Source organism: Streptomyces sp. NPDC005423 (assembly GCF_040606415.1).
Taxonomy (GTDB): Bacteria; Actinomycetota; Actinomycetes; order Streptomycetales; family Streptomycetaceae; genus Streptomyces.
Map to the genome: position 1 here is coordinate 35,992 of NZ_JBEXET010000008.1, position 26,783 is coordinate 62,774.

At 70.7% G+C, this 26,783-nt stretch carries 26 protein-coding genes and 1 pseudogene; 21 read left to right on the plus strand and 6 right to left on the minus strand.

Translation table 11 applies throughout. The annotated features are described in order from the left end of the window. Positions 1-185 precede the first annotated feature (185 nt). Together ABZT12_RS12145 and ABZT12_RS12150 are read left to right on the plus strand one after the other, a co-directional pair. The gene (locus ABZT12_RS12145; protein ID WP_356381500.1) at positions 186-500 is read left to right on the plus strand and encodes a helix-turn-helix transcriptional regulator; all 315 of its coding nucleotides are present in this window, start codon (positions 186-188) and stop codon (positions 498-500) included. Between the two features lies 1 nt (position 501). Further along, positions 502-1,827 (plus strand): tyrosine-type recombinase/integrase, encoded by a 1,326-nt coding sequence (locus ABZT12_RS12150; RefSeq protein WP_356381888.1) that lies wholly within the window; start codon positions 502-504, stop codon positions 1,825-1,827. Between the two features lie 67 nt (positions 1,828-1,894). Here ABZT12_RS12150 and ABZT12_RS12155 read toward each other — a convergent pair whose 3' ends face one another. Beyond that, positions 1,895-2,533: a hypothetical protein gene (locus ABZT12_RS12155; protein ID WP_356381503.1), complete on the minus strand. Its 639-nt coding sequence runs from the start codon at positions 2,531-2,533 to the stop codon at positions 1,895-1,897. A gap of 337 nt (positions 2,534-2,870) precedes the next feature. Between ABZT12_RS12155 and hemL the strand changes: the two genes are divergently transcribed. The 7 genes from hemL (at position 2,871) to ccsB (ending at position 10,793) form a co-directional block, all read left to right on the plus strand. Next, positions 2,871-4,220 (plus strand): glutamate-1-semialdehyde 2,1-aminomutase, encoded by a 1,350-nt coding sequence (hemL, locus tag ABZT12_RS12160; RefSeq protein WP_356381506.1) that lies wholly within the window; start codon positions 2,871-2,873, stop codon positions 4,218-4,220. Positions 4,221-4,321: 101 nt separating this feature from the next. Further along, entirely contained in the window at positions 4,322-4,969 is a 648-nt protein-coding gene (locus ABZT12_RS12165; protein ID WP_356381891.1) for a histidine phosphatase family protein, read from the plus strand. A gap of 188 nt (positions 4,970-5,157) precedes the next feature. Next, on the plus strand, positions 5,158-6,450 hold the full coding sequence (locus ABZT12_RS12170; protein ID WP_356381508.1) for a hypothetical protein: 1,293 nt from the start codon (positions 5,158-5,160) through the stop codon (positions 6,448-6,450). A 66-nt stretch (positions 6,451-6,516) separates the two neighbouring features. Beyond that, positions 6,517-7,119 carry a TlpA disulfide reductase family protein gene (locus ABZT12_RS12175; protein ID WP_356381511.1) on the plus strand — a complete coding sequence of 201 codons (603 nt, stop codon included), beginning with the start codon at positions 6,517-6,519 and terminating at the stop codon, positions 7,117-7,119. Positions 7,120-7,128: 9 nt separating this feature from the next. After that, complete coding sequence (locus tag ABZT12_RS12180; RefSeq protein ID WP_356381894.1) at positions 7,129-7,890, plus strand: cytochrome c biogenesis protein CcdA; 762 nt, start codon at positions 7,129-7,131, stop codon at positions 7,888-7,890. A 3-nt stretch (positions 7,891-7,893) separates the two neighbouring features. Beyond that, positions 7,894-9,705 carry a cytochrome c biogenesis protein ResB gene (locus ABZT12_RS12185; RefSeq protein WP_356381513.1) on the plus strand — a complete coding sequence of 604 codons (1,812 nt, stop codon included), beginning with the start codon at positions 7,894-7,896 and terminating at the stop codon, positions 9,703-9,705. After that, positions 9,702-10,793 carry a c-type cytochrome biogenesis protein CcsB gene (gene ccsB, locus ABZT12_RS12190; protein ID WP_356381515.1) on the plus strand — a complete coding sequence of 364 codons (1,092 nt, stop codon included), beginning with the start codon at positions 9,702-9,704 and terminating at the stop codon, positions 10,791-10,793. Before ABZT12_RS12185 ends, ccsB begins: the two co-directional genes overlap by 4 nt. Before the next feature lie 728 nt (positions 10,794-11,521). Here the strand turns inward: ccsB and ABZT12_RS12195 are convergent. Beyond that, positions 11,522-11,983, minus strand: a complete 462-nt coding sequence (locus tag ABZT12_RS12195) for a nucleoside deaminase (protein WP_356381518.1) — start codon at positions 11,981-11,983, stop codon at positions 11,522-11,524. 859 nt (positions 11,984-12,842) lie between these two features. Here ABZT12_RS12195 and ABZT12_RS12200 point away from each other — a divergent pair. Beyond that, positions 12,843-13,037 (plus strand): annotated as a pseudogene (locus ABZT12_RS12200) (transcriptional regulator); the annotation flags it as partial. Between the two features lie 34 nt (positions 13,038-13,071). On the opposite strand, the gene ABZT12_RS12205 reads toward ABZT12_RS12200, so the two are convergent. Then, positions 13,072-13,368, minus strand: coding sequence for a PLD nuclease N-terminal domain-containing protein (locus ABZT12_RS12205; protein ID WP_356381521.1), 297 nt, complete (start codon positions 13,366-13,368; stop codon positions 13,072-13,074). 76 nt (positions 13,369-13,444) lie between these two features. Here ABZT12_RS12205 and ABZT12_RS12210 point away from each other — a divergent pair, with 76 nt between their 5' ends. Then, positions 13,445-14,896 carry a menaquinone biosynthesis decarboxylase gene (locus ABZT12_RS12210; RefSeq protein WP_356381524.1) on the plus strand — a complete coding sequence of 484 codons (1,452 nt, stop codon included), beginning with the start codon at positions 13,445-13,447 and terminating at the stop codon, positions 14,894-14,896. Beyond that, positions 14,893-15,795 carry a menaquinone biosynthesis prenyltransferase MqnP gene (gene mqnP / locus ABZT12_RS12215; RefSeq protein WP_356381527.1) on the plus strand — a complete coding sequence of 301 codons (903 nt, stop codon included), beginning with the start codon at positions 14,893-14,895 and terminating at the stop codon, positions 15,793-15,795. Before ABZT12_RS12210 ends, mqnP begins: the two co-directional genes overlap by 4 nt. A 226-nt stretch (positions 15,796-16,021) precedes the next feature. Here mqnP and ABZT12_RS12220 read toward each other — a convergent pair whose 3' ends face one another. Further along, positions 16,022-16,633: a rhomboid family intramembrane serine protease gene (locus ABZT12_RS12220; protein WP_356381530.1), complete on the minus strand. Its 612-nt coding sequence runs from the start codon at positions 16,631-16,633 to the stop codon at positions 16,022-16,024. A gap of 101 nt (positions 16,634-16,734) precedes the next feature. Here ABZT12_RS12220 and ABZT12_RS12225 point away from each other — a divergent pair, with 101 nt between their 5' ends. The 6 genes from ABZT12_RS12225 (at position 16,735) to ABZT12_RS12250 (ending at position 20,881) form a co-directional block, all read left to right on the plus strand. After that, positions 16,735-17,418, plus strand: coding sequence for a UbiX family flavin prenyltransferase (locus tag ABZT12_RS12225; protein ID WP_356381533.1), 684 nt, complete (start codon positions 16,735-16,737; stop codon positions 17,416-17,418). Between the two features lie 76 nt (positions 17,419-17,494). Further along, positions 17,495-17,950: an Lrp/AsnC family transcriptional regulator gene (locus ABZT12_RS12230; RefSeq protein ID WP_356381536.1), complete on the plus strand. Its 456-nt coding sequence runs from the start codon at positions 17,495-17,497 to the stop codon at positions 17,948-17,950. Positions 17,951-18,052: 102 nt separating this feature from the next. Continuing rightward, the gene (gene mqnE, locus ABZT12_RS12235) at positions 18,053-19,216 is read left to right on the plus strand and encodes an aminofutalosine synthase MqnE (RefSeq protein WP_356381897.1); all 1,164 of its coding nucleotides are present in this window, start codon (positions 18,053-18,055) and stop codon (positions 19,214-19,216) included. A gap of 19 nt (positions 19,217-19,235) precedes the next feature. Beyond that, the gene (locus tag ABZT12_RS12240) at positions 19,236-19,760 is read left to right on the plus strand and encodes a GNAT family N-acetyltransferase (RefSeq protein ID WP_356381539.1); all 525 of its coding nucleotides are present in this window, start codon (positions 19,236-19,238) and stop codon (positions 19,758-19,760) included. Between the two features lie 93 nt (positions 19,761-19,853). Then, positions 19,854-20,156 (plus strand): DUF4229 domain-containing protein, encoded by a 303-nt coding sequence (locus tag ABZT12_RS12245; RefSeq protein WP_356381542.1) that lies wholly within the window; start codon positions 19,854-19,856, stop codon positions 20,154-20,156. Between the two features lie 65 nt (positions 20,157-20,221). After that, entirely contained in the window at positions 20,222-20,881 is a 660-nt protein-coding gene (locus tag ABZT12_RS12250) for a TetR/AcrR family transcriptional regulator (RefSeq protein ID WP_356381545.1), read from the plus strand. A gap of 113 nt (positions 20,882-20,994) precedes the next feature. Here ABZT12_RS12250 and ABZT12_RS12255 read toward each other — a convergent pair whose 3' ends face one another. Both ABZT12_RS12255 and ABZT12_RS12260 read right to left on the minus strand, forming a co-directional pair. Next, positions 20,995-22,287 (minus strand): DUF6716 putative glycosyltransferase, encoded by a 1,293-nt coding sequence (locus ABZT12_RS12255; RefSeq protein WP_356381548.1) that lies wholly within the window; start codon positions 22,285-22,287, stop codon positions 20,995-20,997. A gap of 207 nt (positions 22,288-22,494) precedes the next feature. Beyond that, positions 22,495-23,433 (minus strand): MaoC/PaaZ C-terminal domain-containing protein, encoded by a 939-nt coding sequence (locus ABZT12_RS12260; RefSeq protein WP_356381551.1) that lies wholly within the window; start codon positions 23,431-23,433, stop codon positions 22,495-22,497. 375 nt (positions 23,434-23,808) lie between these two features. Here ABZT12_RS12260 and ABZT12_RS12265 point away from each other — a divergent pair, with 375 nt between their 5' ends. The 3 genes from ABZT12_RS12265 to ABZT12_RS12275 all read left to right on the plus strand — a co-directional run bounded on the left by ABZT12_RS12265 (position 23,809) and on the right by ABZT12_RS12275 (position 26,782). Next, the gene (locus ABZT12_RS12265; protein ID WP_356381555.1) at positions 23,809-25,818 is read left to right on the plus strand and encodes an AMP-dependent synthetase/ligase; all 2,010 of its coding nucleotides are present in this window, start codon (positions 23,809-23,811) and stop codon (positions 25,816-25,818) included. Between the two features lie 173 nt (positions 25,819-25,991). After that, entirely contained in the window at positions 25,992-26,486 is a 495-nt protein-coding gene (locus ABZT12_RS12270) for an SAV_915 family protein (RefSeq protein WP_356381558.1), read from the plus strand. Beyond that, positions 26,486-26,782, plus strand: coding sequence for a DUF6317 family protein (locus ABZT12_RS12275; RefSeq protein ID WP_356381561.1), 297 nt, complete (start codon positions 26,486-26,488; stop codon positions 26,780-26,782). Before ABZT12_RS12270 ends, ABZT12_RS12275 begins: the two co-directional genes overlap by 1 nt. The last annotated feature ends 1 nt before the right edge of the window (position 26,783 follow it).

The following is a 26,783-nucleotide window of genomic DNA, read 5'->3' on the forward strand; positions in this document are numbered from 1 at the left end:
TAGAAACTAACCTAAATCCCCCATTTCGCGTGCGCGAAGGGAAGTTAACACGACGCTCCGGAGAAATGGTTCGTGATAGGCCGTGAATTGCTGAGACGAACGCCACTCTGCCCTCGAACGACTTCTGTAGAGTTTAAGAACCAACTCTTGCCATAACGCCCGGCTGCAAGTTACAGATATCTGTCATGGCATCCCGACCTGTCGAAATAGGCCCCGCCGGCCTCCACTCCGCCCGCGCTATCGAGTGCATCCGCCTCACGCGCGGCCTGACCCAGCACCAGCTCGCCGCCCGTTGCACCGCACTGGGCCGTCCGATGACCAACACCGCCCTCAGCCGCACCGAACGTGCACGTCGCCGCTGCGACATCGACGACCTCGTCACCCTCGCCGTGGCTCTCGGTATCGCGCCGGCAGCCCTACTGCCGTTGTGGGCAGCCCGCGACCTCGCATCCCACTTCGGCGGGACCCTCGACGACATTCAGGGGGCCCTTCTTGGCTGACGTGTACGACCGCTGGCACAAGTCGCACCCCAACCCCGACGAGTCAGAGTGCAGCGAGCACAAGGGCCGCACGAAGCGGGCCGTCCCCACCGCCGATCACGGCATCGGCAAGCGCTGGCAGGTCCGGTACCGAGACCTGGACGGCCGTCAGCGCAAGGAGAACTTCCACACGAAGGCCGAGGCGGACAACCGCGCCGCCGAAGTCGACGTCGAGATCCGTCGCGGCTCCTACGTCGTCCCGGCCGAGACGAAGCAGACGCTCGGCGCCTACGCGCAGAAGTGGCTCGACGCGAACTCCGTCGGCCCGACAACCGCGCTCCGCTATGAGGCGACCGTCCGCAACCACATCGTGGAGCACCTCGGCCGGCGCGAGCTGCGGTCCCTCAACCAGCCCTCGATCATCCAGGGTTGGGTCCGTACGCTCCAGGACAGCGGACTTGAAGTGTCGACGATCGAGGGCATCTTCGACATCCTCTCCAGCATCCTCGGGATGGCCGTGGAGGACGGGCTGCTGCCGAAGAACCCCTGCAAGGCGAAGTCGGTCAAGCTGCCGACGGCGACCAAGAAGAAGATCATCCCTTGGTCGTTGGAACGCGTACATGCGGTCGTCGCCGGACTCCCGAAGCGCTTCCAGGCGGGTGGCAATCTCGCCTTCGGCTGCGGCCTGCGCCAGGGCGAGGTGTTCGGCTTCGCAGTCGACGACATCGACTTCAAGGGCGGCTGGATCCACGTCAACCGCCAAGTGCGGCTCGTCGGTACGAAGCCCGTCTTCGCCCTGCCCAAGGGCAACAAGATCCGGTCAGTACCCCTGCCGGCCCAACTTGCCGCCGCCCTCAAGGCTCACATGAAGGGGTTCCCACCCGTCGCCGTCACGCTGCCCTGGGCCAAGCCCGACGGCGAACCGAAGACCTTCCGCCTCCTCTTCGTGGACGAGAAGAGCCGGGCCTACAACCGCAGCGTCTTCAACATGGGTGCCTGGAAGCTCGCCCTGGCCGCCGCTGGCGTGATCCCTCCGCGTGAGCGCGGCGCGCGCTACCTCCAGGCGGCCCCGGAAAACGGTATGCACGCCCTCCGGCACGCCTACGCCTCTGTACTCCTGGACGCGGGGGAGAGCATCAAGGCGCTCTCCGAGTACCTCGGTCACTCGGACCCGGGCTTCACGCTCCGGACGTACACGCACCTGCTGCCGTCCAGCGAGACCCGCACCCGCAAGGCGATCGATGACGCCCTTACGGAAGCCGAGGCGGAAGGCGACCCGCCTGCCGACCAGGGCACATCAGTGCCCCCGCCGAAACCCATGTGCCCTCAATGTGCCCTGGCCGCCTGACGGCCCCTCTGGGGACATGAAAAAGGCGAGGCCCGAAGACCCCGCCCGAATCCTACGAAACCCCAGGTCACGGCCACACCAGGCAATAAGGCTGATGCCCCGCCTCATGCAGGCGGTGGCTGAAGTCCTGCCATTCGTGGAGCAGTTGGTACACGTTGAAAGCGTCCCGGGGACCGCCCCGGTCCGGCACCGTCGACCAGATGAAGGCCGCCGCGCCCACCGCTTCCTCGCCGATGCCACGGAGGGGGTCGACGACGGTCATCGGGAGTTTGACGACCGCGTAGTCCGGGTGGAGGACGACCAGTTCCAGGGGCGGCACCTTGTGCAGGGGGACGCCCTCTATACCGGTGAGGACCATCGCGGCCATCGTCTCCGGCTTGATCTTGGTGAACATGCCGTTCATCCCGAGCTCGTCCCCGCCGAGTTCCTCGGGGCGCATCGAGATCGGGACCCGAGCCGCCGTCGCGCCGTCGGGCGCGCCGAAGTATTTGTAGGTCACCCCCACCCGACCACCATTCCTGCTCCCTGCCCCCAGCTGATCGATCCGACGTTCGATACGTCGCTCCTCGCGTTCCGACTCACCCGGTCCGCCCTGAGTCTGCCGTGCCTCGGCCGCTTCCTCCGCGTCGCGCCGGTGCCTGCCCCGCCTGGCACGCCGAGGACCCAGGTCGTCAGTCCCCTCGCCCAGTCCGCCACCGCGATGCATATCTCCACCCGACTGCTCTTCTGGGACGCGAGGCCCCCGCCGCGCAACCCGATCATCGTGTCAGTGACCTCCCCCACGGCCGCCCGCCGAAACGTGGGCTCAAACACCTGCCCGCAGGATCTTCGCAGCCCCTGACCACCGGCGCCCGAATGAGTTGTGTGTATCAGGTGCCAGTCTCGCAGATGGGTGGGGGCCCGCGCCCGGATCCACCGCCGCCTACTCTGAGGAGGTAACCGAGACCCTGTCGTCACGCCCCCGTCCGCCCGGCGGCGCCCGGCGCGCACGCGAGACCAGGGCCCCGCCCACGGAGTCCGAGAAGTCGGAGAAGTCGCAGGTCATGAGCGAAACGCCAAGCGAACTGCCCCCACAGGGCGAACTGCCGTACCCCTACGAGGCACCCGCCTCGCAGGCCCTCTTCGACCGTGCGACGGTCGTCACACCGGGCGGTGTGAACTCCCCGGTGCGCGCTTTCCGCGCCGTGGGCGGCACCCCCCGCTTCATGGTGTCCGGCACCGGCCCCTACCTGACCGACGCCGACGGGCGGGACTACGTCGACCTGGTCTGCTCGTGGGGGCCCATGATTCTCGGGCACTCCCACCCGGAGGTGATCGCCGCGGTCCAGGACGCCGTCTCGCGCGGCACCTCCTTCGGCACACCCGGTGAGGGCGAGGTCGCGCTCGCCGAGGAGATGGTCGCCCGGATCGAGCCGCTGGAGCAGGTGCGGCTCGTCTCCAGCGGAACCGAGGCCACCATGTCCGCGATCCGGCTCGCCCGCGGGTTCACCCGCCGCACCAAGGTCATCAAGTTCGCCGGTTGTTACCACGGTCACGTCGACTCGCTGCTCGCCGCCGCCGGTTCCGGTGTCGCCACCTTCGCGCTGCCCGACACCCCCGGTGTCACCGGCGCCCAGGCCGGCGACACGATCGTCCTGCCGTACAACGACCTCGAAGCCGTGCACGAGGCCTTCCACCGCCATCCCGGCGAGATCGCCTGTGTCATCACGGAGGCCTCGCCCGGCAACATGGGCGTGGTGCCGCCGGTGGCCGGGTTCAACCAGGGGCTCAAGGACGCCTGCGGGAAGAACGGCGCGCTCTTCGTCTCCGACGAGGTCATGACCGGCTTCCGGACGAGCCGGGCCGGCTGGTACGGGATCGACGGGGTCAGGCCCGACCTGATGACCTTCGGAAAGGTGATGGGCGGGGGCTTCCCCGCCGCCGCGTTCGGCGGGCGCGCCGACGTCATGGCGCACCTCGCCCCCGCCGGGCCCGTCTACCAGGCCGGCACCCTCTCCGGGAACCCCGTCGCCACCGCCGCCGGCCTCGCCCAGCTTCGGCTCCTGGACGACGCGGCCTACGAGAAGATCGACGCCGTGTCGGCGCGGCTCCGTGCGCTGGTCACCGAGGCGCTCACCAAGGAGGGTGTCGCGCACCGGCTGCAGAACGCCTCCAACATGTTCTCCGTCTTCTTCACGGACCGCAGCGTGCGGGACTACGAGGACGCGAAAACGCAGGAGTCGTTCCGCTACACCGCCTTCTTCCACTCGATGCTGGCGAGCGGTGTCTACCTGCCGCCGTCGTCCTTCGAGTCCTGGTTCGTTTCCACGGCCCACGACGACCGGGCCCTTCAGCGGATCGCCGACGCCCTTCCGGCGGCGGCCCGAGCGGCGGCGGAGGCCACGGCGGCATGAGCGACATCCAGCACACCGACAGCACCGACAGCACCCTCGACACCGACAGCGCCGACAGCACCGGCACTGACACCGACGCCGAAATCACCGTCGTCCACCTCATGCGCCACGGTGAAGTGGCCAACCCCGACGGGGTGTTGTACGGGCGGCTGCCCGGCTACCACCTCTCCGAGCTCGGCCGGCGGATGGCCGAACGGGTCGCCGAGCACCTCTCCTCCCGTGACATCGTCCATGTCGCGGCCTCCCCGCTGGAGCGGGCGCAGGAGACGGCGACGCCGATCGCCAAGGCGCACGGCCTCGACCTCGGCTCCGACGCGCGGCTCATCGAGGCCGAGAACGTCTTCCAGGGCCGGACCTTCGGCGTCGGCGACGGCGCGCTGCGCCGGCCCGAGAACTGGAAGCACCTGGTCAACCCGTTCAAGCCGTCCTGGGGCGAGCCCTACGTCGACCAGGTGGTCCGGATGACGGGGGCGCTGGACGCCGCCAAGGACGCGGCGCGCGGGCACGAGGCGGTACTCGTCAGCCACCAGCTGCCGATCTGGACCGTGCGCTCCTACGTCGAGCGGCGGCGGCTCTGGCACGACCCGCGCAAGCGGCAGTGCACCCTGGCCTCCCTGACGACGTTCACCTACCGCGGCGACAAGATCGTGTCCGTCGGCTACAGCGAGCCGGCCCGCGATCTGGTCCCCGCCCACCTCCTCGCCGGCGCCAAGCCCGTCAAGGGCGGGAGCAAGGCGTTCGGCGCCTAGCGTCCGCTGCTCGCTGCCGCTGCTCGCTGCCGGTGCCGGTGCCGGTGACCGATTCTGTGGTTTCCGGGACAGTTCTGTGTCAACTGTTTCGGAAACCGAATCGAACTTGAATCTTTCGGGGGAACCTTCCGATCCGTCGCGTCCTCTCACAGGGTGGCCACAGAGAGACGCGACGGATCGGGGTTGGAATGCGCAGGCTCACTCGACGGGGCATGCTCGGGGTCGGCGCGGGTGCCGCGGCCGCCGTAGGACTCGCGGGGTGCGGGAGCCTTGAGCACAGCAAGTCGGCTTCCTCGCACGGTGGTTCGGGGCAGGGGCGGTCCAAGGGCCCGAGCGGTTCCGCGTCGCCCACCGCCCGCCCGATCGGCGACGGTTCCACGTCCTTCACCGGCAAGCAGCCGCACCAGCCCGCCAAGCCCGAGCCGCTGGAGCCCGGCCAGACCCCGCCGCAGTTCGTGATCTTCTCCTGGGACGGCGCGGGCGAGGTCGGCACCGGGCTCTTCCCGCGCTTCCTGGACCTCGCCAAGGAGCACGGCGCGAGCATGACCTTCTTCCTCTCCGGGCTGTACCTGCTGCCCGAGTCGAAGAAGCGCCTCTACAACCCGCCGAACAACCCGCGCGGCGCCTCCGACATCGGCTACCTCACCGACGCGCACGTCAAGGCGACGCTGACGAACATAGGCCGGGCGTGGCTGGAGGGCCACGAGATAGGCACCCACTTCAACGGCCACTTCTGCTCCGGCCACGGCACCGTCGGCAACTGGACGCCCCAGCAGTGGCGCAGCGAGATCGAGCAGGCCAAGAGCTTCGTGAAGGAGTGGCGCACCAACACCGGCTGGACCGACCTGCCCGCGCTCCCCTTCGACTACGACAAGGAGCTCGTCGGCAGCCGTACGCCCTGTCTCCTCGGGCAGAACAACCTGCTGCCCACCGCCCGCTCGCTCGGCTGGCGCTACGACGCCTCCTCGCCCGGCGGCCGGCAGGTCTGGCCCGGCAAGAAGCTCGGCGTCTGGGACTTCCCGCTCCAGCAGGTGCCCTTCCCCGGCCACAGCTTCGAAGTCCTCTCCATGGACTACAACATGCTCGCCAACCAGTCGGTCAACTCGACCAACGCGCCCGCCTACAACTACCCGCACTGGCGCACCCAGTCCGCCCAGGCCTACATATCCGGCTTCCAGCGCGCCTACGAGTCCAACCGCGCCCCCTTCTTCGTCGGCAACCACTTCGAGCACTGGAACGGCGGCATCTACATGGACGCCGTGGAGCAGGCCTTCAAGCACATGGCCCGGGAGAAGGAGAAGGGCGCGGACGTACGCATGGTCTCCTTCCGGCAGTTCACCGACTGGATCGACGTACAGAAGCCCGAGGTGCTCGCGAAGCTGCGGACGCTCGACGTGGGCCAGCAGCCGGCCGGCGGGTGGAAGTCGTTCCTGGGCGCCACCCCGTCCGGCTCCGCCACACCCACCGGAAGCGCTGCCTGAAATGCGGGTTTCCCACCGTGAGGGGGGTGCGCAAGATCCCCGGAACGGACATGCGAAACTTTTCACATGAGTGCCGCCAGTCGTGCCCGTAGCCGCGCCGCCCTGCCGGCCGCCGGTGTCGCCGTCGCCGCGCTGCTGCTGTCAGCGTGCGGCTCCGGAGGCACCTCCGGAGGCTCCGGCAACACCAATTTCATCACCGGCTCCGACGGCATCGCCACCGTGAAGAAGGGCGACCGCCAGGCCGCGCCCGACCTCTCCGGCAAGACCATCGACGGCAGGACGCTCGACACCGCCGACTACCGGGGCAAGGTCGTCGTCCTCAACGTCTGGGGCTCCTGGTGCTCGCCGTGCCGCGCCGAGGCGGACAACCTGGTCCAGGTCGCCAAGGCGACCGCCGGCCAGGACGTCCAGTTCGTCGGCCTCAACACGCGCGACACCAGCACCGAACCGGCCGTCGCCTTCGAGAAGAAGTACGCCGTCCCGTACGCCAGCCTGTACGACCCCACCGGCAAGCTGATGCTCCGCTTCAAGAAGGGCACCCTCAACCCGCAGCTCATCCCGACCACGATCATCATCGACCGGGACGGGAAGATCGCGGCGCGTGCGCTCCAGGCACTCAGCCAGGAGAAGCTGCGCGAGATGCTCGACCCGGTCCTCGCGGAGAAGTGACCTGACGTGCTGATCGCCGCCGCAGTCACCGAGCCCAACACCACGGTCCGCAGCGGGGCCCTGCTGCTCGCCCTGCCGATCGCCGTCCTCGGTGGGCTCGTCTCCTTTTTCTCCCCGTGCGTCCTGCCCCTCGTCCCCGGCTACCTCTCCTACGTGACGGGTGTCACCGGCACCGATCTCGGTGAGACGCGCCGGGGCCGGATGGTGGCCGGCGCCTCCCTCTTCGTCCTCGGCTTCACCGTCGTGTTCGTGTCCGGCGGTGCCCTGTTCGGCTTCTTCGGGACGACCCTCCAGGAGCACAAGGAGACCCTCTCCAAGGTGCTGGGCGTGCTCATGATCCTCATGGGCGTGTTCTTCATGGGGCTGATGCCCTGGCTCACCCTGCGCGAGTTCCGCTTCCACAAGCGGCCGACCACCGGGCTCCTGGGGGCTCCGCTGCTCGGCGCGCTCTTCGGGATCGGCTGGACCCCGTGCATCGGCCCGACCCTCGCCTCCGTGCAGGCGCTCTCCATGAGCCAGGCGAGTGCGGGACGCGGCGCCCTACTGACCGTCGCGTACTGTCTCGGGCTGGGTGTGCCGTTCGTGCTGACCGCGGTCGCCTTCCGCAAGGCCCTCGGCGCGTTCGGGTGGGTCAAGCGCCACTACGTCTGGGTCATGCGCGTCGGCGGCACCATGATGATCGTGACCGGGGTACTGCTGCTGACCGGCGCCTGGGACAGCCTGGTGCAGGAGATGCAGACCTGGTCCGACGGCTTCACTGTAGGGATCTGATCGATGAGCAAGACGCCCGCCAGCGCACCCGGCGCGCCCACCGGCGCGACTCCGGCCGACCCGCCCGCCGGTGAGGACCAGGACCTCGGCGCCGCCGGCTCCCAGCTCTCCACGGCCCCCGTCGAGACCGCGATGCCCGGCTCCTTCGGCGGCAACCGCAGGCCCGGTCCCGCCGGCTGGATCGGCTGGACCGCGCGCGAGGTGCTCGGCTGGGCCCGCTGGTTCTGGCGCCAGCTCACCTCGATGCGGATCGCGCTGCTGCTGCTGCTCCTGCTCTCCCTGGGCGCGGTGCCCGGCTCGCTCATCCCGCAGTCCGGCACCGACGCGCTGAAGGTCGCCGACTTCGAGGCCGCGCACAAGACCCTCTCCCCGGTCTACGAGAAGCTCGGCCTCTTCCACGTCTACAGCTCGGCGTGGTTCGGCGCGATCTACGTCCTGCTGTTCGTCTCCCTCATCGGCTGCATCATCCCGCGCACCTGGCAGTTCGTCGGCCAGCTGCGCGGCCGTCCGCCGGGCGCGCCCAAGCGGCTGACCCGGCTGCCCGCCTACGCGACCTGGCGCACCGACGCCGCCCCCGAGGAGGTCCGCGAGACCGCGCTGCGGGTGCTGAGGAAGCGCCGCTTCCGCGCGCACACCGCCGGTGACGCGGTCGCCGCCGAGAAGGGCTATCTGCGCGAGACGGGCAACCTCGCCTTCCACATCGCGCTGATCGTGATGCTGACCGCGTTCGCCTGGGGCCAGCTCTTCAAGTCGGAGGGCGACAAGCTCGTCATCGAGGGCGACGGGTTCTCCAACACCCTCACCCAGTACGACGACTTCAAGTCGGGCAACCTCTTCAGCGACGACGACCTGGTGCCGTTCAGTTTCAACCTGAAGAACTTCACCGGCACGTACGAGCGCACCGGCCCCAACCGCGGTACCCCGCGCACCTACCAGGCCGACATCACCTACAGCGTGGGCGCCTACGGCAAGTCCGAGAAGCACGTCATCAAGGTCAACGAGCCGCTGGAGATCGGCGATTCCAAGGTCTACCTCGTCAGCCACGGCTACGCCCCGGTCGTCACCGTCCGGGACGGCAAGGGCAACGTGGTCTTCCACCAGGCCGTGCCGATGCTGCCGATCGACTCCAACGTCACCTCGCAGGGCGCGGTCAAGGTCCTCGACGGCTACAAGAACGCGCAGGGTGTCGCCGAACAGCTGGGCTTCGCCGCCCTGTTCGTGCCGACCTACGCCAAGGCGAGCGGCACGATGTTCTCCCAGTACCCGGGGCTCGACTACCCGGTGCTGAACGTGACCGGCTACCACGGCGACCTCGGCGTCAACTCGGGCATCCCGCAGAACGTGTACCAGCTGAACACCAAGAACCTGAAGCAGTTCAAGGACTCCAAGGGCGCCATCCTCAAGGCGCAGCTGCTGCCGGGCGACACGATGAAGCTGCCGAACGGCGCCGGTTCGATCACCTTCGACAAGCAGATCAAGGAGTGGGCCGGCTTCCAGGTCGTCCAGCAGCCCGGCACCACCTGGGCGCTGGGCGGCGCACTCGCCGCGATCTTCGGCCTGGCCGGTTCGCTCTTCATCCAGCGCCGCCGCGTCTGGGTACGCGCCACCACCGGCGACGACGGGGTCACCGTCGTCGAGATGGCCGGGCTCGGCCGCAGCGAGTCCGCGAAACTTCCCGAGGAGCTCGGCGACCTGGCCGCCCTCGTACACGACCGGGCCCCGACGAAGACCGACGACGACCCGGCCCCCGACCCCGCCGAACCCGACGACTCCGCCGTCGCACTCCCCGTACCCGCCGAAGGGGCTGAGAAGTGACTCTCGCCGCCGCAACCGATCTGGCCGCCGCCACCAACGAACACCTCGCCAACGTCAGCAACACGCTGATCTACTCCTCGATGGCCGTCTACACCCTGGCCTTCCTGGCGTACATCGCCGAGTGGACCTTCGGCAGCCGCAGCAAGATCGGCCGTACGGCCGCCGCGCTGACCGGTGCCCAGAAGGCCGCGCCCGCCGTCACCGTCAAGAAGGCGGGCGGTACGACCGTCCTGGAGCGGCCGGAGGTGGTCGTACGGTCCGCGTCCGGCGCCCGGGACGTACCGGACGGACCCGGTGCCCACGGCGGCGACGAACAGGGCGACCTCTACGGCCGGATCGCCGTCTCCCTCACGGTGCTCGCCTTCCTCGTCGAACTGTCCGGGGTCATCGCCCGGGCGGCCTCGGTGGGGCGAGCGCCCTGGGGCAACATGTACGAGTTCAACATCACCTTCTCCACGGTCGCCGTCGGCGTGTACCTCACGCTGCTGGCGCTGAGGAAGAACGTGCGCTGGCTCGGGCTCTTCCTGGTCACGACGGTCCTCCTCGACCTCGGCATCGCCGTCACGGTCCTGTACACCGCCAGCGACCAGCTGGTGCCCGCCCTCCACTCGTACTGGCTCTACATCCACGTCTCGACCGCGATCATCTGCGGCGCGGTCTTCTACGTGGGCGCGGTCGGCACGATGCTCTACCTGTTCAAGGACAGTTACGAGAACAAGCTGGCGACCGGCGGCAGGCCCGGCGCCTTCGCCACCTCCGTGATGGAGCGGCTGCCCGCCTCGGCGAGCCTCGACAAGTTCTCCTACCGCGTGAACGCGGCCGTCTTCCCGCTGTGGACCTTCACCATCATCGCGGGCGCGATCTGGGCGGAGTCCGCGTGGGGCCGTTACTGGGGCTGGGACCCCAAGGAGACCTGGGCGTTCATCACCTGGGTCGCCTACGCCGGCTACCTGCACGCCCGCGCCACGGCCGGCTGGAAGGGCCGCAAGGCCGCCTACCTGGCCCTGATCGCCTTCGGCTGCTGGCTGTTCAACTACTACGGCGTCAACATCTTCGTCGCCGGCAAGCACTCCTACGCCGGCGTCTGAACTCCCTTACAGCGAAGGCCGGTTCGTGTGACATGGGTCACCGGAACCGGCCTTCGCCGTGCGGACAGGCAGGAGGGTGCGGAGGGGCCCAGAGGCCAGGGCCCGCAGCGGACCGCCCTCCTCGTCGACCTTGCCGCGCATCGCCGCCCCCGAAGCCGCCGCCCGCACCACAGCGCCCCCGCCTCCGCCGAACTGGCCCTCGTCCGCGCCGTGCTCGCCACGCTCCGCCGTTCCGAGCGCGAGGTGCTGGCCCTGTGGCGGCGGAGCGGCCGGGCCCATGGGGGAGGAACGATGAACCAGCTCCCGGAACTTCCCGAACGAGACCTACCGCAGAGCCGTCACCGACTCCTCCGCAACCGCGGCGTCCCGCGGGGTGAAGGCCCCCCGGCCACCGCCCGCGAGACCGGCAGGTGGCTGCGTCCGGCGATCGCCGCGACCGCCGCCGTCGCCGCCGCGGCGGCCGTCACCTTCGTGGTCCTGCCGCCGTCCTCCGGCTCCCGGGCGCGGAGACCGGGCATCCCCCTTGTCCGGTGGCGCCATCGTCGACAAGGCGGGCGAGCGGCCGTACGAGGTCCGGCCCGACGATCCCGCCGGGCGCTCCCGACCTGTGGCCGCTCCAGATCGAAATGGACGACGGAGCAGGGCCGGCGGTCTCTTGGTCCCCTGGGAGCCTCCTCCGAAGCCCGGCCGCTTGGATCGTGACCGCGTGACCGCGGGGGAGGCGGGGCTCAGTCGCCGCCGATGTCCTCGTTCCACAGTGCGGGGTTGTTGTCGATGAAGTCGCGCATCAGCGAGGTGCACTCCGGGTCGTCCAGCAGAACGATCTCCACCCCGTGCTCGGCGAGCCAGTCGTGCCCGCCGTGAAAGGTCGCCGCCTCGCCGACGACCACCCGAGAAATGCCGAACTGGCGGACCAGACCGCTGCAGTACCAGCACGGCGAGAGGGTGGTCACCATCGTCGTGCCCCTGTACGACCGCTGCCGTCCGGCGGCGCGGAACGCGGCCGTCTCCGCGTGCGTCGAGGGATCGTCGTCCTGGACTCGCCGGTTGTGGCCGCGGCCCAGCAGAGTGCCGTCGGCGCCGTAGAGCGCGGCGCCGATCGGGATGCCGCCCTCGCCGAGCCCGGTACGGGCCTCCGCGAGGGCGGTGGCGAGCCAGGTACGTGCCTGTGCCTGATCGATACGGTTCATGGCCCCCACTCTCCAGCGACCGAAACACAGGAGCAACGCCTTGGCCGCCGGGGGCCGCCCTGTCCTTCGTCAAGCCTGCGCTGGTGATGCGACGGCGTCCCTGACCCTCGGGTCATCCCTTTGACAGGGGGACACAGTGCCGGGCCCGGAGACGAGCGGCCTTATCGCGGAATCGCAAAGAAGATGAGGGGGGTGGGGGTGGGGGGGGGGGGGGTTCGGAAAGCGTGACTGTTTTGGCTGGACTGTCACACTTTTGTGGGGGGTGGGTCCTCCGGGCGGCGCGGCTGCTCCTCGTCGGCCATCGGGGTTTCGCGTGATCGCCTACGGCACGAACCGGGTGAGCGAGTCACCCGTTCCGCTTGACGGCGTTCACGTCGACACGGCGTTGACGTCGTTCCCTCGATGGATGCGTCTCCCGCCGCACCCGCCCACCCGAACTCCGCCGCCACCGGCATCGTCACCGACACCGGCAACGCCCCGGCTTCCGCCGCCTTCACAACTGGCTTACCCCTGCGCCGACTTCGGCCGGCGAGTCCCGTACAAGCAGCATCTCACCGGGCTGCGGTCGGACCACCGTGTGGACGGGGGCGTGCGCGGTCGGGAGGACCGTGGGAAGGGCGGCGACCGGACGCGTGCCGACGCCCTGGGGAGGGGGCAAGGCGGTCGCCGCGCCGGCGCCGGCCACCTCCGCGTACGCGCCGCCCACCGTCAGCGCCCCGCGCGCTGTTACCTCCTGGCCACGGCCAGACCCCCGACGCCCGCCCCGACCACCCGTACCCGCCGCCCCCAGACCTCAAGTCCCGCTGGCCGTAGCAGAGTTGCCACCCGGAAACCCCCGGGCCGCGCCTCGCGGCCGGCGATGTTTCACCCCGAACACGCGCACCTGCACCCCGACGAGGTCCCCGCGCAGACAGTCCTCACCGCGCTCGCCGATTCGCAACGCCGCGCGCTCGTAAGGGAGTTGGCGGCATCGAGCGACTGGTCGCGCGCCTCCTGCGGAAGCTTCCACGTACGCCTCGGCAAGGCAGCGCTCAGTCATCACGTCGCCGTGCTCGGGTACGTTCCCCCTTCGGTTGGCGAGCGCGTCCTCACTCGGGCTTGGGATCGTCCCGGAGCCCGTCCGCGTTCAGGGATTTCAGGAACTCGGGGTTGTCGTCGGGGGCGACCCACCGGTCCGGCCCGGCGTTCCCCGCCGCCGGACGGCGCCTGCGGCCGGCGATCAGCCAGGCGACCGGGCCGACCAGCACCTCGCCGAAGAGCAGGATGACGAGCACCCAGAGCACCTTCTGCATGCCCCGCACATCCTCCTCCGGGGTGTTCAGACAGTCCACGAAGGCGTAGATCCACAGGGCCAGGACCAGCAGGAACGGCAGATACCTGAGCATGTCGGCGATTCTCTCCAAAGAGGTGGGACGGCCCCGGTGACGGGGTCAGGTTAGCCGGTGGCCGATACTGGGACACATGGCTTACGACGATCTTCGCTCCCTGCTCAGGGCACTGGAACGCGAGGGAGACCTCAAGCGTGTCAAGGCCGAGGTCGACCCCCATCTGGAGGTCGGGGAGATCGTCGACCGGGTCCAGAAGGCCGGCGGCCCCGCGCTTCTCTTCGAGAACGTGAAGGGCTCCTCGATGCCCCTCGCCATGAACGTCTTCGGGACCGACCGGCGGTTGCTGAAAGCCCTGGGACTGAAGTCGTACGGCGACATCTCCGAGAAGATCGGCGGCCTGCTGCGGCCCGAACTGCCGCACGGTTTCGTCGGGGTGCGCGAGGCCTTCGGCAAGCTCGGCTCGATGACGCACGTGCCGCCGAAGAAGGTCAGGGAGGCTCCCGTGCAGGAGGTGGTGGTGCACGGGGACGACGTCGACCTCGACGCGCTGCCCGCCCTCCACACCTGGCCGCAGGACGGCGGCTCCTTCTTCAACCTCGGCCTCACCCACACCAGGGACCCCGAGAGCGGCATCCGCAACCTCGGGCTCTACCGGCTCCAGCGCCACGACCGCCGCACCATCGGCATGCACTGGCAGATCCACAAGGACAGCCGCAACCACTACCAGGTGGCCGCGCGGCGCGGCGAGCGGCTGCCCGTCGCCATCGCCTTCGGCTGCCCGCCCGCCGTGACCTACGCCTCCACCGCGCCGCTCCCCGGCGACATCGACGAGTACCTCTTCGCCGGGTTCATCTCCGGGAGGCGGATCGAGATGGTCGACTGCAAGACGGTTCCGCTCCAGGTGCCGGCGCAGGCCGAGGTCGTCATCGAGGGGTGGCTGGAGCCCGGCGAGATGCTGCCGGAGGGGCCGTTCGGCGACCACACGGGTTTCTACACCCCGCAGGAACCGTTCCCGGCGCTGACCATCGACTGCGTGACCATGCGGAAACGGCCGCTGATCCAGTCGATCGTCGTCGGCCGGCCCCCGACGGAGGACGGACCGCTCGGCCGGGCGACGGAGCGCTTCTTCCTGCCGCTGCTGAAGGTCATCGTGCCGGACATCGTCGACTACCACCTGCCCGAGGCGGGCGGATTCCACAACTGCGCGATCGTCTCGATCGACAAGAAGTACCCCAAGCACGCGCAGAAGGTGATGCACGCGGTGTGGGGCGCGCACATGATGTCCCTGACCAAGCTCATCGTCGTCGTCGACGCCGACTGTGACGTCCACGATCTGCACGAGGTCGCCTGGCGGGCCCTCGGCAACACCGACTACGCCCGCGACCTCTCGGTCGTGGAAGGACCCGTCGACCATCTCGACCACGCCTCCTACCAGCAGTTCTGGGGCGGCAAGGCGGGTATCGACGCGACGAGGAAGTGGCCCGAGGAGGGCTACACACGGGACGGCGGATGGCCCGAAATGGTGCTGTCCGACCCCGATACGGCGGCGACGGTCGACCGCCGGTGGAAGGAGTACGGCCTGTGAGCAGCGCGTCTGCCGCCCTCCCGCAACCGGGACGCACCAAGGCGTTCCTGCGCCTGGTGATGATCGAGCACTCCGTCTTCGCCCTGCCCTTCGCCTACATCGCGGCGCTGACCGCGATGTTCGCGTGGGACCGGAACATCCACTGGGGCAAACTGCTCCTGGTCACCGTCTGCATGGTGGGCCTGCGCACCTTCGCGATGGCGGTCAACCGGATCATCGACCGGGAGATCGACGCCCGTAACCCGCGCACGGCCCACCGCGAACTGGTCACCGGCGCGATGACGGTACGGCACGCCTGGACCGGCGCGCTGATCGCCCTCGTCGTCTTCCTCGGCTCCGCGGCCCTCCTCAACCCCCTCTGCCTGGCGCTGGCCCCCATCGCGGTCGTCCCGATGGTGGTCTACCCCTACGGCAAGCGCTTCACGAACTTCCCGCAGGCCATCCTCGGTCTCGCCCAGGCCATGGGCCCGATCGGCGGCTGGCTGGCGATCTCCGGCGAGTGGTCCTGGCACGCGGTGATCCTCGGTCTCGCCGTCGGCGTCTGGATCGGCGGCTTCGACCTCATCTACGCCTGCCAGGACATCGAGACCGACCGCGAGATCGGCGTCATGTCGGTCCCGGCCCGCTTCGGCATCCCGGCCGCCGTCTGGGGGGCCCGCGCCTGCCACACCGTCACCACCGCCCTCTTCGTCTGGTACGCCCTCGCCACCGACGCCGGCGTCCTCTTCTGGTTCGGCCTGCTCATCGTCGCCGGCGCGTTCCTCTACGAGCACTCGATCGTCCGCCCGCACGACCTGTCCCGTCTGAACAGGGCGTTCTTCAGCGTCAACGGATTCATCGGCATCGCGCTGTTCCTGTGCGCGCTGCTGGACCTGCTGGTACGGGGCCTGACGATCTGACCCTCTGACAGAACCGAGGCCGCCTGGCCCGTCGTGGGTCTACGCCAGCCCTCGCGCGCCGCACGCCATCGGCCGTGCGCTACGGGTCATGGGCCGGCGTTGCTCGCAGCCTGCGGCCTACGGCTAGCCCCACCCCACCCGCGCTCACCCCGCAGACCCGCTGCACCCCACCCGCGCCCCGCCGCCCGCGCTCACCCCGCAACCCCCGCCGCACCCGCCGGCAGGCTTACGGGGTGAGCCCCCGTCGCTCTGCCGCGAGGGCACCGCGGCGGAAGACGAATGCCGCCGCGACGCCCGCGACCAGTCCCACCAGGTGTCCCTGCCAGCTGACGCCCGACTGTGTGGGGGCCAGGCCGAAGAGGATCGAGGCGCCCCAGATCGAGCCGACGCAGAGCCCGACCAGGATGCCGAGCGGACGGCGCTCCACAAAACCGCTGATGAGCAGGAAGCCGAAGAGGCCGAAGATCAGGCCGGAGGCGCCCGCCGTGTTGGTGTTCGACGGGGATATCAGCCACACGCCCAGCCCGTCCGCGACGATGACCAGCGCGCAGACCATCGCGAACCGGCGCAGCCCGCCGAGCGCCGCGAGAAAGCCGAAGACCAGCAGCGGCACGCTGTTGGCGGCGACATGGGCGAAGCCGAAGCGCACGAACGCGGCCGGGACGACGTCGACCAGCTCGGAGGGTTCGCGCGGGACGATACCGAGCCCGTCCAGCGCGTGACCGCTGACCACGTCCACCACTTCCAGCAGCCACAACAGCGCGACCCAGCCCACCATCAGCATGGCCGCGGCCTTCGCGCGGTCGCCCCGCGACCAGCCAAGCTCCGCACCGGACATGGCATCCCCCACGCTCGCTCGACGCTCGCTCGTCCCCACAGGACAACGGCCCCACCCCCTTGGCCGGTTCCCGCCCCGCGCCGCCGGATAGGCTCGGGGGTGTGAACCCAGCCAAGCCAGGAGAGACGCCGCGTACGCCTTGGATCGTAGGGGTGTCCGGCGCTTCCGGCACCCCATACGCCGCCGCCGTGCTGCGCGCGCTCCTCGACGCGGGCGAGAGCGTCGACCTGGTCGTCTCCCGGGCCAGCCGGCTCACGCTGCTCGACGAGACGGGGATCGCCTTCCGGGACGCCCACTGGCGCGACGACCTGCGGGAATGGCTGGCCCGGGGAGCCGACGGCAAGCCGGACGTCTTCGACGCCGACCTCGACGGCGTGCGGTACTGGGGTGCGGGGGACCTGGCGGCGGGGCCGTCCTCGGGGTCGTACCCGGCGAAGGGGATGCTGATCGTGCCCGCGTCGACGGCGTGTGTCGCCGGGGTCGCCCTCGGACTCTCCAAGGACCTGCTGCAACGGGCCGCGAGCGTCACGCTCAAGGAGCGCCGCCCGCTCGTGGTGGCCGTACGCGAGACCCCGTTGAACGGGCAGACGCTGCGCCACCTGGTCGCGCTGGACGATCTGGGCGCCAGTGTCGTGCCGGCCTCGCCCGGTTTCTACGCGGGCGCCACCCACATACAGGATCTGGTGGACTTCGTGGCCGGCCGGGTGCTGGACGCGGCGGGCGTCGGACACGGGCTGTACCGCCGGTGGAAGGGCGGCCTGGGCGCCGGCTCCCGCACCACCTGACGAGGGACCGGGCCCGTGCGCGGCCCCGCTCGCTCACCCACTCACTCATCGCCACAACCGGAAGGCAACCGATCGCATGGACGCGGTGGACAGGCAGCTCATCCAGGCCCTGAGAGAGAACGGCCGGGCCTCCTACGCCGAGCTGGGGCGTCTCGTCGGTCTGTCGGGACCCAGCGTCACCGACCGCATCAACCGGCTGGAAGCGGCCGGTGTCATCACCGGCTACCGCGCCACCGTCGACTCGGCCTCCCTCGGACTGGGGGTCACCGCCCTGATCGGCATCTCGCTCTCCGACGCCGCCGACCACGAGGACGTGGCCCGCCGGATGAAGGACCTCGGGGAGATCGAGGACTGCTGGTTCATCGCGGGCGACGACTCGTTCATGCTCAAGGTGCGGGCGTCCGACGTGGACGGGCTGGAGAAGACGATCCGGCGGCTCAGCGGCACCCGGGGCGTCTCCCGGACCCGCACCACGATCGTGCTCTCCACCAAGTGGGAGAACCGGGTCGGGGAGCTGCCCGAGGAGGCGTAGGCGCACAGGCGCGCAGGCGCTGAGCACCGTGTGGGGGCGCGATTTCGTCCGAAACGCGGGGGAGTACCGTTGACCGGGTTCGTCGTAGGAAGAGGTATGGGCATGGATGTCGGGCTCAAGCGCGAGCTGGAGCAGAAGGTCCGCTCCGGTGAGCGGCTGTCCCGCGAGGACGGCGTCGCGCTCTACGAGTCGGACGACCTGGCCTGGCTGGGCGGACTCGCGCACGAGGTACGGACGCGGAAGAACGGCGATGTCGTCCACTTCAACGTCAACCGTCACCTCAACATGACGAACGTCTGCACCGCGTCGTGCGCCTACTGCTCCTTCCAGCGCAAGCCGGGGGAGAAGGACGCGTACACGATGCGCATCGAGGAGGCGGTCCGGCTCGCCAAGGCGATGGAGGGCGAGAACCTCACCGAGCTGCACATCGTCAACGGCCTTCACCCCAACCTGCCGTGGCGCTACTACCCGCGGTCGCTGAGCGAGCTGAAGAAGGCCCTCCCCGAGGTCTCCCTGAAGGCCTTCACGGCCACCGAGATCCACCACTTCGAGACCATCTCCGGGCTCTCCGCCTCCGAGATCCTCGACGAGCTGATCGACGCCGGTCTGGAGTCCCTCACCGGCGGCGGCGCGGAGATCTTCGACTGGGAGGTCCGGCAGCACATCGTCGACCACCGCACCCACTGGGAGGACTGGTCGCGCATCCACCGGCTGGCGCACGAGAAGGGGCTCAAGACCCCGTGCACCATGCTGTACGGCCATGTCGAGGAGCCCCGCCACCGCGTCGACCACGTGCTGCGGCTGCGTGAACTCCAGGACGAGACCGGCGGTTTCCAGGTCTTCATCCCGCTGCGCTACCAGCACGACTTCGTGGACATGAAGGACGGCAAGGTCCGCAACCGGCTTCAGGCGCGCACCCAGATGGCGACCGGCGCGGAGGCGCTGAAGACCTTCGCGGTCTCCCGGCTGCTCTTCGACAACGTGCCGCACGTCAAGGTCTTCTGGGTCATGCACGGGGTGCAGACCGCCCAACTCGCCCTCCAGCACGGCGCGGACGACATGGACGGCTCGGTCGTCGAGTACAAGATCACGCACGACGCGGACAACTACGGCACGCCGAACAAGCTGGGCCGCGAGGACCTCCTCGACCTGATCCGCGACGCCGGCTTCCGGCCGGTCGAGCGCAACACCCGGTACGAGATCATCCGCGAGTACGACGGCCCGGACCCGGCGCGGCGCGAGTCGCCGCAGCCGATGCGGGTGTGACGAGCACGGACCTGCCGACATGACACTGACCTGTGAACTGGACCCCGCGATCACTCCTGCCCTGCGGGAGGAGATCCTCGCCCTGTGGGCGGACGTGTCGAACGCGGGCGGCTCCGTCGGCTTCGTGCCGCCGGTGACGGTGGACGACATCCGGCCCGAACTGGTCAAGCACTTCGTCGCGATGGCGGAGGGGCGCACCCGGCTGCTGGTCGGCCGGGACGCCTCCGGCCGGGTGGTGGCGACCGCGTTCCTCGCCTTCAACTCGCACCGCCTGATGCGGCACTGGCTCTGGCTGTACACGGTGATGGTGCACCCCGGCCGACAGGGCAGGGGCTACGGCCGGGCCCTGCTCACCGCCGCCGAGGAGGCCGCCCGCGGCCTCGACGGCATCGAGGCGATCCGCCTCACCTGCCGGGGCGGCAACGACCTCGAACGGTTCTACGGCGCCTGCGGTTACAAGGAGGTCGGTCGGGTGCCCGGCGCGATCCGGGTCGCACCCGGGGACGACCGGGACGACATCATCATGCTGCTGCCCCTGACCTGAGCCGCGCACCCCGCCGTGGGAGCGGGTGCGGCGCGTGCTTCACTGGACGGGACCGCTGGATCGGACTGTTTCGAGACGGAAGAGTGGATTGAGATGTTCCGCTACACACTGATGCGCCTCGGGGTCTTCGCGGGCTGCCTCCTTGTCGTCTGGGGCCTCGTCCACGTCGGCGTCGCCCCCCGCGGCTTCGGCGACTCCAACGGTCTGTGGATCGTGCTGCTGGCCCTGGTGATCTCGGCGCCGATCAGCTTCGTGGTGCTGCGCGGGGTGCGGGACCGGGCCTCCGTGCAGATCGTGGAGCGGGTCGACCGGATGAAGGCCAACCTGGACGCCAACCGCAACCAGGAGGACGCGGCGCTGGACGCGGGCCACGCGCAGGAGCAGGCCTCCCAGTAACCGGTGCCCCGCTCACCGGAGACTCCGTCGGCGGCCCGGCGACCGAGCCCGACTACCCTGGCCCCATGGGTGCCGTGAAGACCAAGCGGATGCCGCGCGCGGTCCGTGAGCAGCAGATGCTCGACGCCGCCGTACGGACCTTCGGGCAGCGCGGCTACATGGCCGCGTCGATGGACGAGATCGCCGAACTGGCCGGTGTGTCCAAGCCGTTGGTGTATCTGTACCTCAACTCGAAGGAAGACCTGTTCACCGCGTGCATCCGGCGCGAGGGGCAGGCGCTCACCGAGGCGGTACGGGCCGGGGTGCGCACCGGATCGGCCGCCGACCGCCAACTCTGGGACGGGCTGCGGGCGTTCTTCACGCACACCGCACGGCATCCCGACGGCTGGGCCGTCCTGCATCTCCAGGCCCGCACCCACGGGGAACCCTTCGCCGCCGAGGTGGCCGCGATGCGGGCCGAACTCGTCGCGTTGGTCACGCAGTTGATCGTCGTCGCGGCCCGCGAGGCGCACCGCGACCCGGATCTCCCCGAGCGGGAGGTGGCCGGTCTCGCGGAGGCCCTGGTGGGCGCCGCCGAGTCCCTCGCCGCCTGGGCCAACACCACCCCGGGCTCCACCCCCGGACAGCCGGCGACGATTCTGATGAACTTCGCCTGGGCCGGCCTGGGCAACCTGATGGAGGGGCGCCCCTGGACTCCGCCCACGGACCACACCGACCGGACCTGACCTGCCCTCACCTGACCTCATTGGCCAGGCTGACCGCACCGCCCCCGCCGCCCCCACCGGCCGGACCGGCTCCCGGGTCCTGGCGCCCGCGCACCGCTCACACGGCCCCCCCCTCACCCGGCCCCCCACTTGCGCAGCGTCGGCGCGACCCGCTGGTACCCCATCCGGTAGACGGCCTTGGCGCCGCGCCGCGTCGCCTGGCGTACGGCCTTCCGCACGCGGCCCGAGCCGTCGGCGCCCGGCGCGGCGGCCAGCGGGCGGCCCTTCTCGTCGAAGCCGTTGCGGGCGAGGACATCGTCGAGATAGACGCCGGCCCGCCGCGGTGTGTAGTAGGGGCGCAGCGTCGGCAGCGGTCCGGCGGCGCGCAGCGCGGCGACACGGGCGCGGCCGGCCGCGTACGGGTCGCTCTTGCCGATGCCCTGTGCGGCGGTCCAGGCGGGGTCGGGCAGCGGACGGGCGCCGGAGTCGAGGTCGTCCCAGGAGGCGAGGCAGCCCGAGTGGAGGAAGTAGTGGTTGCCGTGGGCCTCGCGGACGCCGAAGTCGGTGAGGATCGCGGTGGGGATGTTCCGGTGCATCGACTCCAGGGCGGCCGTGGAGCTGACGGTGACCAGCAGGTCGGTGCGGTCGAGGACCTCGCTCATGTTGCCGTAGACGAGTCGGAGGTTGGCGGGCGCGGGCTCGGCCAGGGCTCCGACGAGGTGCTGGTACGGCTCGGCCTCCACATGGGTGGTGTGTTCGCCGGGCAGGCTGCGCAGTTTGATCTGGACCAGCCGGTCGGGGTGGCGGCGGGCGTGCGCGGCGGCCCTCTCCAGCAGCCGCAGCCGGTCCTGCCTGCTCCTGGGCACCGAGGGCTGGACGGCGAAGGTGAGGGTGAACGGCCGGTCCGGGGACGGCCGGTGGGGCTCGCCGCCGAGGAACGGCAGCGCGCACTCCACCACCGACTCCGGGTCGACGCCGACGCTCTCGAACGCGGCGCGGAACCGGCGTGCGTCGTAGGCTGAGTTGGCGAGGACGAGATCGCTCCCGGCGCGCGTCAGCAGCCCGTCGACCATCTTCTCGTAGACGACACCGACGTATCCGGTGACGGTCACCGGCCGGTTTTCGCGGCCCGCCCAGGCGAGGCCGAGGCTGTGGGTGAGGGCGAGGACCGTGCCACCGACGACGGCCAGGACGACGATGTCCGCCTCGGCCAGCTCCGGGTCGTCGACCAGTGCGGCGGCGGGGAGTTCACGCCGGCGGTCCGGGACCACGCCGATCTCGGCGAGCTGCCGCTCGGTGGGCGTCGACCGGCCGCGCAGGAAGTACGCGTCGAGCGCGTGCCCGGGAGCGAGCTGCCGTGCCACGGAAGCACCCCACTTCCAGCGGGTGTCCGAGTCGGCGAGTACGGCGATGCGTCTGGGGGGCATGGCTGAGGTGGCCCTTCCTGGCGGGTCCGGCGAAGTGGGCCGAGGCTAGGAAGGGTCTCTGAGTGCCGTCTGAGCGAACCCTTGAGAGCACCTTGGGCCGGCTGGGGTTCACCTGTGCGGAACCGCCGACTCCCGGCGCCCAGCTGGGAGTTCGCGGCGCCCGGCGCACCCGCGGACACGCGCTGTTCGCGCACTGTTCAGGTGTGCTCAGCGGTCCGCCGGGTACACGACTCCGTCCACATGGACCCGCCCGGACCCCTCCCGCAGCGCGAACCTGCCGCCCTCCGCCGCGTACTCCACGGTCCCCGGCAGCAGCACCGGCGCCCCGAACCGGACGTCCACCCGGGCGGATCGCGGGGTGCCGTGTGCGGCGAGACAGCGCGCCACCGTCCACATGCCGTGGGCGATGGCGCGGGGGAAGCCGAAGGCGCGGGCGGTGAGGGGGTGGAGGTGGATGGGGTTGCGGTCACCGGACGCGGCGGCGTAACGGCGCCCGACGTCCCCGGCGAGCCGCCACTCGGCGACGACCGGCAGCGGCTTCCCTTCAGGCTTCTCCCCGGGCTTCCGTTGCTCCCGTTGCTCCCGTTGACCCGGGGGCGCCTCGGGACGCGGACCGGCGGTGCGGTGCCGGGCCAGGTAGGTGCTGCGCGACTCCCACACGACCCCGTCGGCGGCCCGCAGTTCGGTGGCCACCGTGGCCTGGGTGCCGCGCCGGTGCGGCGCCAGCCCCTCGACCTGGACGGCGAGTTCGTAGGTCCCGGTGGCCGTGAGGGCGGTGTGCCGGGTGAGGGTGAGGGAGGTGTGCACCAGTCCGAGCAGCGGCAGCGGGAAGGCCCGGTCGCTCATCAGCCGCATGGCGAGCGGGAAGCCGAGGACGTGCGGGTAGGTGATCGGCAGGGCGTCGTCCCCGGTCGCGAAGCCGCACACCCGCTCGTAGGCGGCCAGCCGCGCGAGGTCGACGCGCACACCGGGCAGCACGAGCCGCACCGGCGTCAACGCGGCCTCGGGGCGCGGGCGTTTGAAGGGCGAGAGCAGGGCGCCGCGGAGCAGGGACGGGGCGAGGGCGGGGGCGCCGGTCAGGGTGGTGCTCGCGGCGTTCACCGGTTCCCCGTCGCGGCCGGCGAGGTTCGGATGGCGGTCGGCCATGTGTGCAACTCCCGCTGCGTCCGGGGCGGTTCGGATTCGCTTACCTGGAAGTAAGGTTACCGGAGGTAAGTCTAGGTGGAACGGCCGGGCCGAACGCCCGGCGGACCCGGACCCCGACGTGGACCCCGACCTGGACGCCGATCCGGGCCCCACCCGGACCCGAGCCGGCCGCGGGCGCACAGGCCCGGCTCCGGACCACTCCCGGACCATCCCCGAACCCGCACGAACTCCCCACGAGCACCCCGTACCATCGCTGAACTACTCGCGGTAACAGCGACAACACACCCGTCGCGGACCGCGGATGAACACCTGGGTACGCGCCGTGCGTACCTCATGCAGCAGAGCGGAAACGAGCTGCACGCCCCAGGAGCCGCCATGCCGATCTCGTACTCGTCCCCGTCGCACTCCTCGTCGCCCTCGCACTCCACGTCCCCGTCGAACCCCTCGCCGGTACCGCCCTCGTCGACCTCGGCCGGGTTCGCGTACGAGCTCGACGGCGCCCCTGCGCTGGTGCGGCCCGAGGTGCGGCGGCTGGACGGCGAGGTCCGCGAGGCGGCCGTACCGCCGCTGGTCGCGCAGGTGACCCACGGCTCGCTGGCGGACGTGCCGTTCGAGAACGCGGCGGCGGCACCCGAGCACCGCGTCCTGAGCCGCCCCACCGGCGACGGCGGCTGGCGGGACCTGACGGCCGCCGAGTTCGCCGCGGAGGTCCTGGCGCTGGCCAAGGGGCTGATCGCCGAGGGGCTCGCCCCGGGCGACCGGATCGCGGTCATGGCGCGGACGACGTATGAGTGGACGCTCCTCGACTTCGCCGCCTGGGCGGCCGGCCTGGTCACCGTCCCCGTCTACCCCACCTCCTCCGTCTTCCAGGTCCGCTGGATCCTCCAGGACTCGGGCGCGGTGGCGCTCGCCACGGAGGAGGCCGCCCAGGCGGCGGCCCTCGGCCCGGAGCGCGACCGGCTGCCCGACCTGCGGCACATGTGGGTCATCGACAAGGGCCACCTGGACCGCCTGGCCGAACTCGGCCGGCAGGTACCGGACCAGGAGGTCGACGTACGGCGGGGCGTGCTCGGCCCCGACACGCTCGCCACCATCGTCTACACCTCCGGCACCACCGGCCGTCCCAAGGGCTGCGCGCTCACCCACGGCAACTTCCTCGCCGAGGTCGACAACGCGATCGAACTCCTCGCCCCCGTCTTCAAGGGCGGCAAGCCCGGCGACGAGCCGTCCACGCTCCTCTTCCTCCCCCTCTCCCATGTCTTCGGCCGGATGGTGGCGATCGCCTGCGTCCGCGCCCGGGTCCGGCTGGGCCACGCGCCGAGCCTGAAGGCGGACGCCCTGCTGGCCGACCTCGCCGGCTTCCGGCCGACCTTCCTGCTGGCCATCCCGTACATGCTGGAGAAGGTCTTCAACAACGCCCGCGCCAAGGCCGAACGCGGCGGCCGGGCCGCCGTCTTCGACCGTGCGACGCAGGTGGCCCGCCGCTACGGCGAGGCCCTGGAGGCCCAGCAGAGCGGCACCGGCCCCGGCCCCGGCCGCGCCCTCAGGACCGCCCGCGCCTGCTACGACCCGCTGGTCTACCGCAAGCTCCGCAACGCGCTCGGCGGCCGGCTCCGCCACATCATCTGCGGCGGCTCCCCGCTGGGCCGCCGGCTCGCCGCGTTCTACGCCGGCGCGGGCGTCGAGGTCTACGAGGGCTACGGCCTGACCGAGACGACCGCCGCCGCGACGGTCACCCCGCCGCTCAGGCCCCGCCTGGGGACGGTCGGCTGGCCGCTGCCCGGCACCCGGGTACGGATCGCGGCGGACGGCGAGATCCTGCTCGCGGGCGGCCAGGTGTTCCGCGGCTACTGGGATCCGCACGGCGGCGGAGTGGTGCCCGCGGCCCCGGACGGCTGGTTCCCCACGGGCGACATCGGGCGCCTCGACGACGAGGGCTATCTGACGATCACCGGCCGCAAGAAGGAGATCCTGATCACGGCCGGCGGCAAGAACGTCGCCCCCGCCCCGCTGGAGAACTGGCTCCGCTCCCACCCGCTGATCGCCCAGTGCATGGTCGTGGGCGAGAACCGCCCCTACGTCGCCGCGCTCATCACCCTCGACTCCGAAGGCATCACGCACTGGCGCCAGATGCGCGGCAAGCATCCCGTCCCGGCCGAACTGCTCCTGGACGACGACGAGTTGACGGCGGTCCTGCAACGTGCCGTGGACGAGGCCAACAAGCTCGTCTCCCGCCCCGAGTCCATCCGCCGCTTCGCCGTCCTGCCCGTCCACTTCACCGAGGCGGCGGGCCATCTGACCCCCACCATGAAGCTGCGGCGCGAGGACATCATGCGGGACTTCGCCGAGGAGATCGAGGGGCTCTACCTGGCCGACAGACGCTGACCCGCCTCGGTCATCACCCGGTCAAGGAATGGCCAGCGCCGCCCCAAGCGGCCGTATACATTGCGCATGCGCCGGACCGCCCGCCCCGACTTGGCCGGATTTGGCCGTGGGCCCGCTGGCTACTGTGAGGAGGCGTAGCAGTCCACGGTGACCAGGGTGAAGAGGAGACGGCGGTGGGGGAGCCGAACCGTTCGCGCCTGCTGGATTACGTCCAGGGGGAGCCCGCTGCCGGGCCGCGCCCGCCGGACCCCGGCCGTTCGCGCCTGCGGGAGTACGCCGAGGCGGCCCCGGCGGCTCCTGCGGCCTCCGGTGACCTCCCCGGACCGAGGCCCGGCGTCCCGCCCTACCACACCCCGGTCGTGGTCCCCGCCCATCCGCGCTACGTCGAGTCCACGGACGCGGCCGGCCGGCCCGTCCGGGTCCCCTTCGTCGTGTACGAGATATTCGAGCCCGTGCCGGGCGGCCGGGCGGCCCTCGCCTTCACCACGGTGGAGCGACTCGTGGCCGCGCTGGGCGACGCGCAGCCGTGGGTCCTCACCTCGCTGGGCCCGCTCGCGGAAGGCATCGCCGGACAGGGGGTCGAAGTGCTCCTCGACCCGCGGGTCGAGCCCGGCCACCGCAACTGGCACCCGGCCGAACTGGCCGCCTACGCAAGGGAGATGCGCTGATGCCGGCCGACTTCAAGGCGGTCCTGAGCGACCTCACCACGATGTCCACGACCTTCCACGACCAGGCGACCGACTACCGCAGACTCCACCCCCAGGTGGCCCCGCCCGTCGTCAGCGGCGGCGACTCCGGCCTGGACCACGCCCTCAAGGAGGTCGCCCACCTCATCGTCGCGCTGCACACCGGGCTCGCCGACCGCATGGACGACCGCGGCGACAAGGTGACCTACGCGCGGGACTCGTTCCAGCGGCACGACGTCGACGTCCACGGCGTCTTCGAAGACCTGATGGTGGAGTGAG

Coding starts and splice junctions, on each gene's coding strand:
- ABZT12_RS12145 (WP_356381500.1), top strand. CDS start 186: ATGGCATCCCGACCTGTCGAAATAGGCCCCGCCGGCCTCCACTCCGCC.
- ABZT12_RS12155 (WP_356381503.1), bottom strand. CDS start 2,533: ATGCATCGCGGTGGCGGACTGGGCGAGGGGACTGACGACCTGGGTCCT.
- hemL (WP_356381506.1), top strand. CDS start 2,871: ATGAGCGAAACGCCAAGCGAACTGCCCCCACAGGGCGAACTGCCGTAC.
- ABZT12_RS12165 (WP_356381891.1), top strand. CDS start 4,322: ATGCGCCACGGTGAAGTGGCCAACCCCGACGGGGTGTTGTACGGGCGG.
- ABZT12_RS12170 (WP_356381508.1), top strand. CDS start 5,158: ATGCGCAGGCTCACTCGACGGGGCATGCTCGGGGTCGGCGCGGGTGCC.
- ABZT12_RS12175 (WP_356381511.1), top strand. CDS start 6,517: ATGAGTGCCGCCAGTCGTGCCCGTAGCCGCGCCGCCCTGCCGGCCGCC.
- ABZT12_RS12185 (WP_356381513.1), top strand. CDS start 7,894: ATGAGCAAGACGCCCGCCAGCGCACCCGGCGCGCCCACCGGCGCGACT.
- ABZT12_RS12195 (WP_356381518.1), bottom strand. CDS start 11,983: ATGAACCGTATCGATCAGGCACAGGCACGTACCTGGCTCGCCACCGCC.
- ABZT12_RS12205 (WP_356381521.1), bottom strand. CDS start 13,368: ATGCTCAGGTATCTGCCGTTCCTGCTGGTCCTGGCCCTGTGGATCTAC.
- ABZT12_RS12210 (WP_356381524.1), top strand. CDS start 13,445: ATGGCTTACGACGATCTTCGCTCCCTGCTCAGGGCACTGGAACGCGAG.
- ABZT12_RS12220 (WP_356381530.1), bottom strand. CDS start 16,633: ATGTCCGGTGCGGAGCTTGGCTGGTCGCGGGGCGACCGCGCGAAGGCC.
- ABZT12_RS12230 (WP_356381536.1), top strand. CDS start 17,495: ATGGACGCGGTGGACAGGCAGCTCATCCAGGCCCTGAGAGAGAACGGC.
- mqnE (WP_356381897.1), top strand. CDS start 18,053: ATGGATGTCGGGCTCAAGCGCGAGCTGGAGCAGAAGGTCCGCTCCGGT.
- ABZT12_RS12240 (WP_356381539.1), top strand. CDS start 19,236: ATGACACTGACCTGTGAACTGGACCCCGCGATCACTCCTGCCCTGCGG.
- ABZT12_RS12245 (WP_356381542.1), top strand. CDS start 19,854: ATGTTCCGCTACACACTGATGCGCCTCGGGGTCTTCGCGGGCTGCCTC.
- ABZT12_RS12250 (WP_356381545.1), top strand. CDS start 20,222: ATGGGTGCCGTGAAGACCAAGCGGATGCCGCGCGCGGTCCGTGAGCAG.
- ABZT12_RS12255 (WP_356381548.1), bottom strand. CDS start 22,287: ATGCCCCCCAGACGCATCGCCGTACTCGCCGACTCGGACACCCGCTGG.
- ABZT12_RS12260 (WP_356381551.1), bottom strand. CDS start 23,433: ATGGCCGACCGCCATCCGAACCTCGCCGGCCGCGACGGGGAACCGGTG.
- ABZT12_RS12265 (WP_356381555.1), top strand. CDS start 23,809: ATGCCGATCTCGTACTCGTCCCCGTCGCACTCCTCGTCGCCCTCGCAC.
- ABZT12_RS12275 (WP_356381561.1), top strand. CDS start 26,486: ATGCCGGCCGACTTCAAGGCGGTCCTGAGCGACCTCACCACGATGTCC.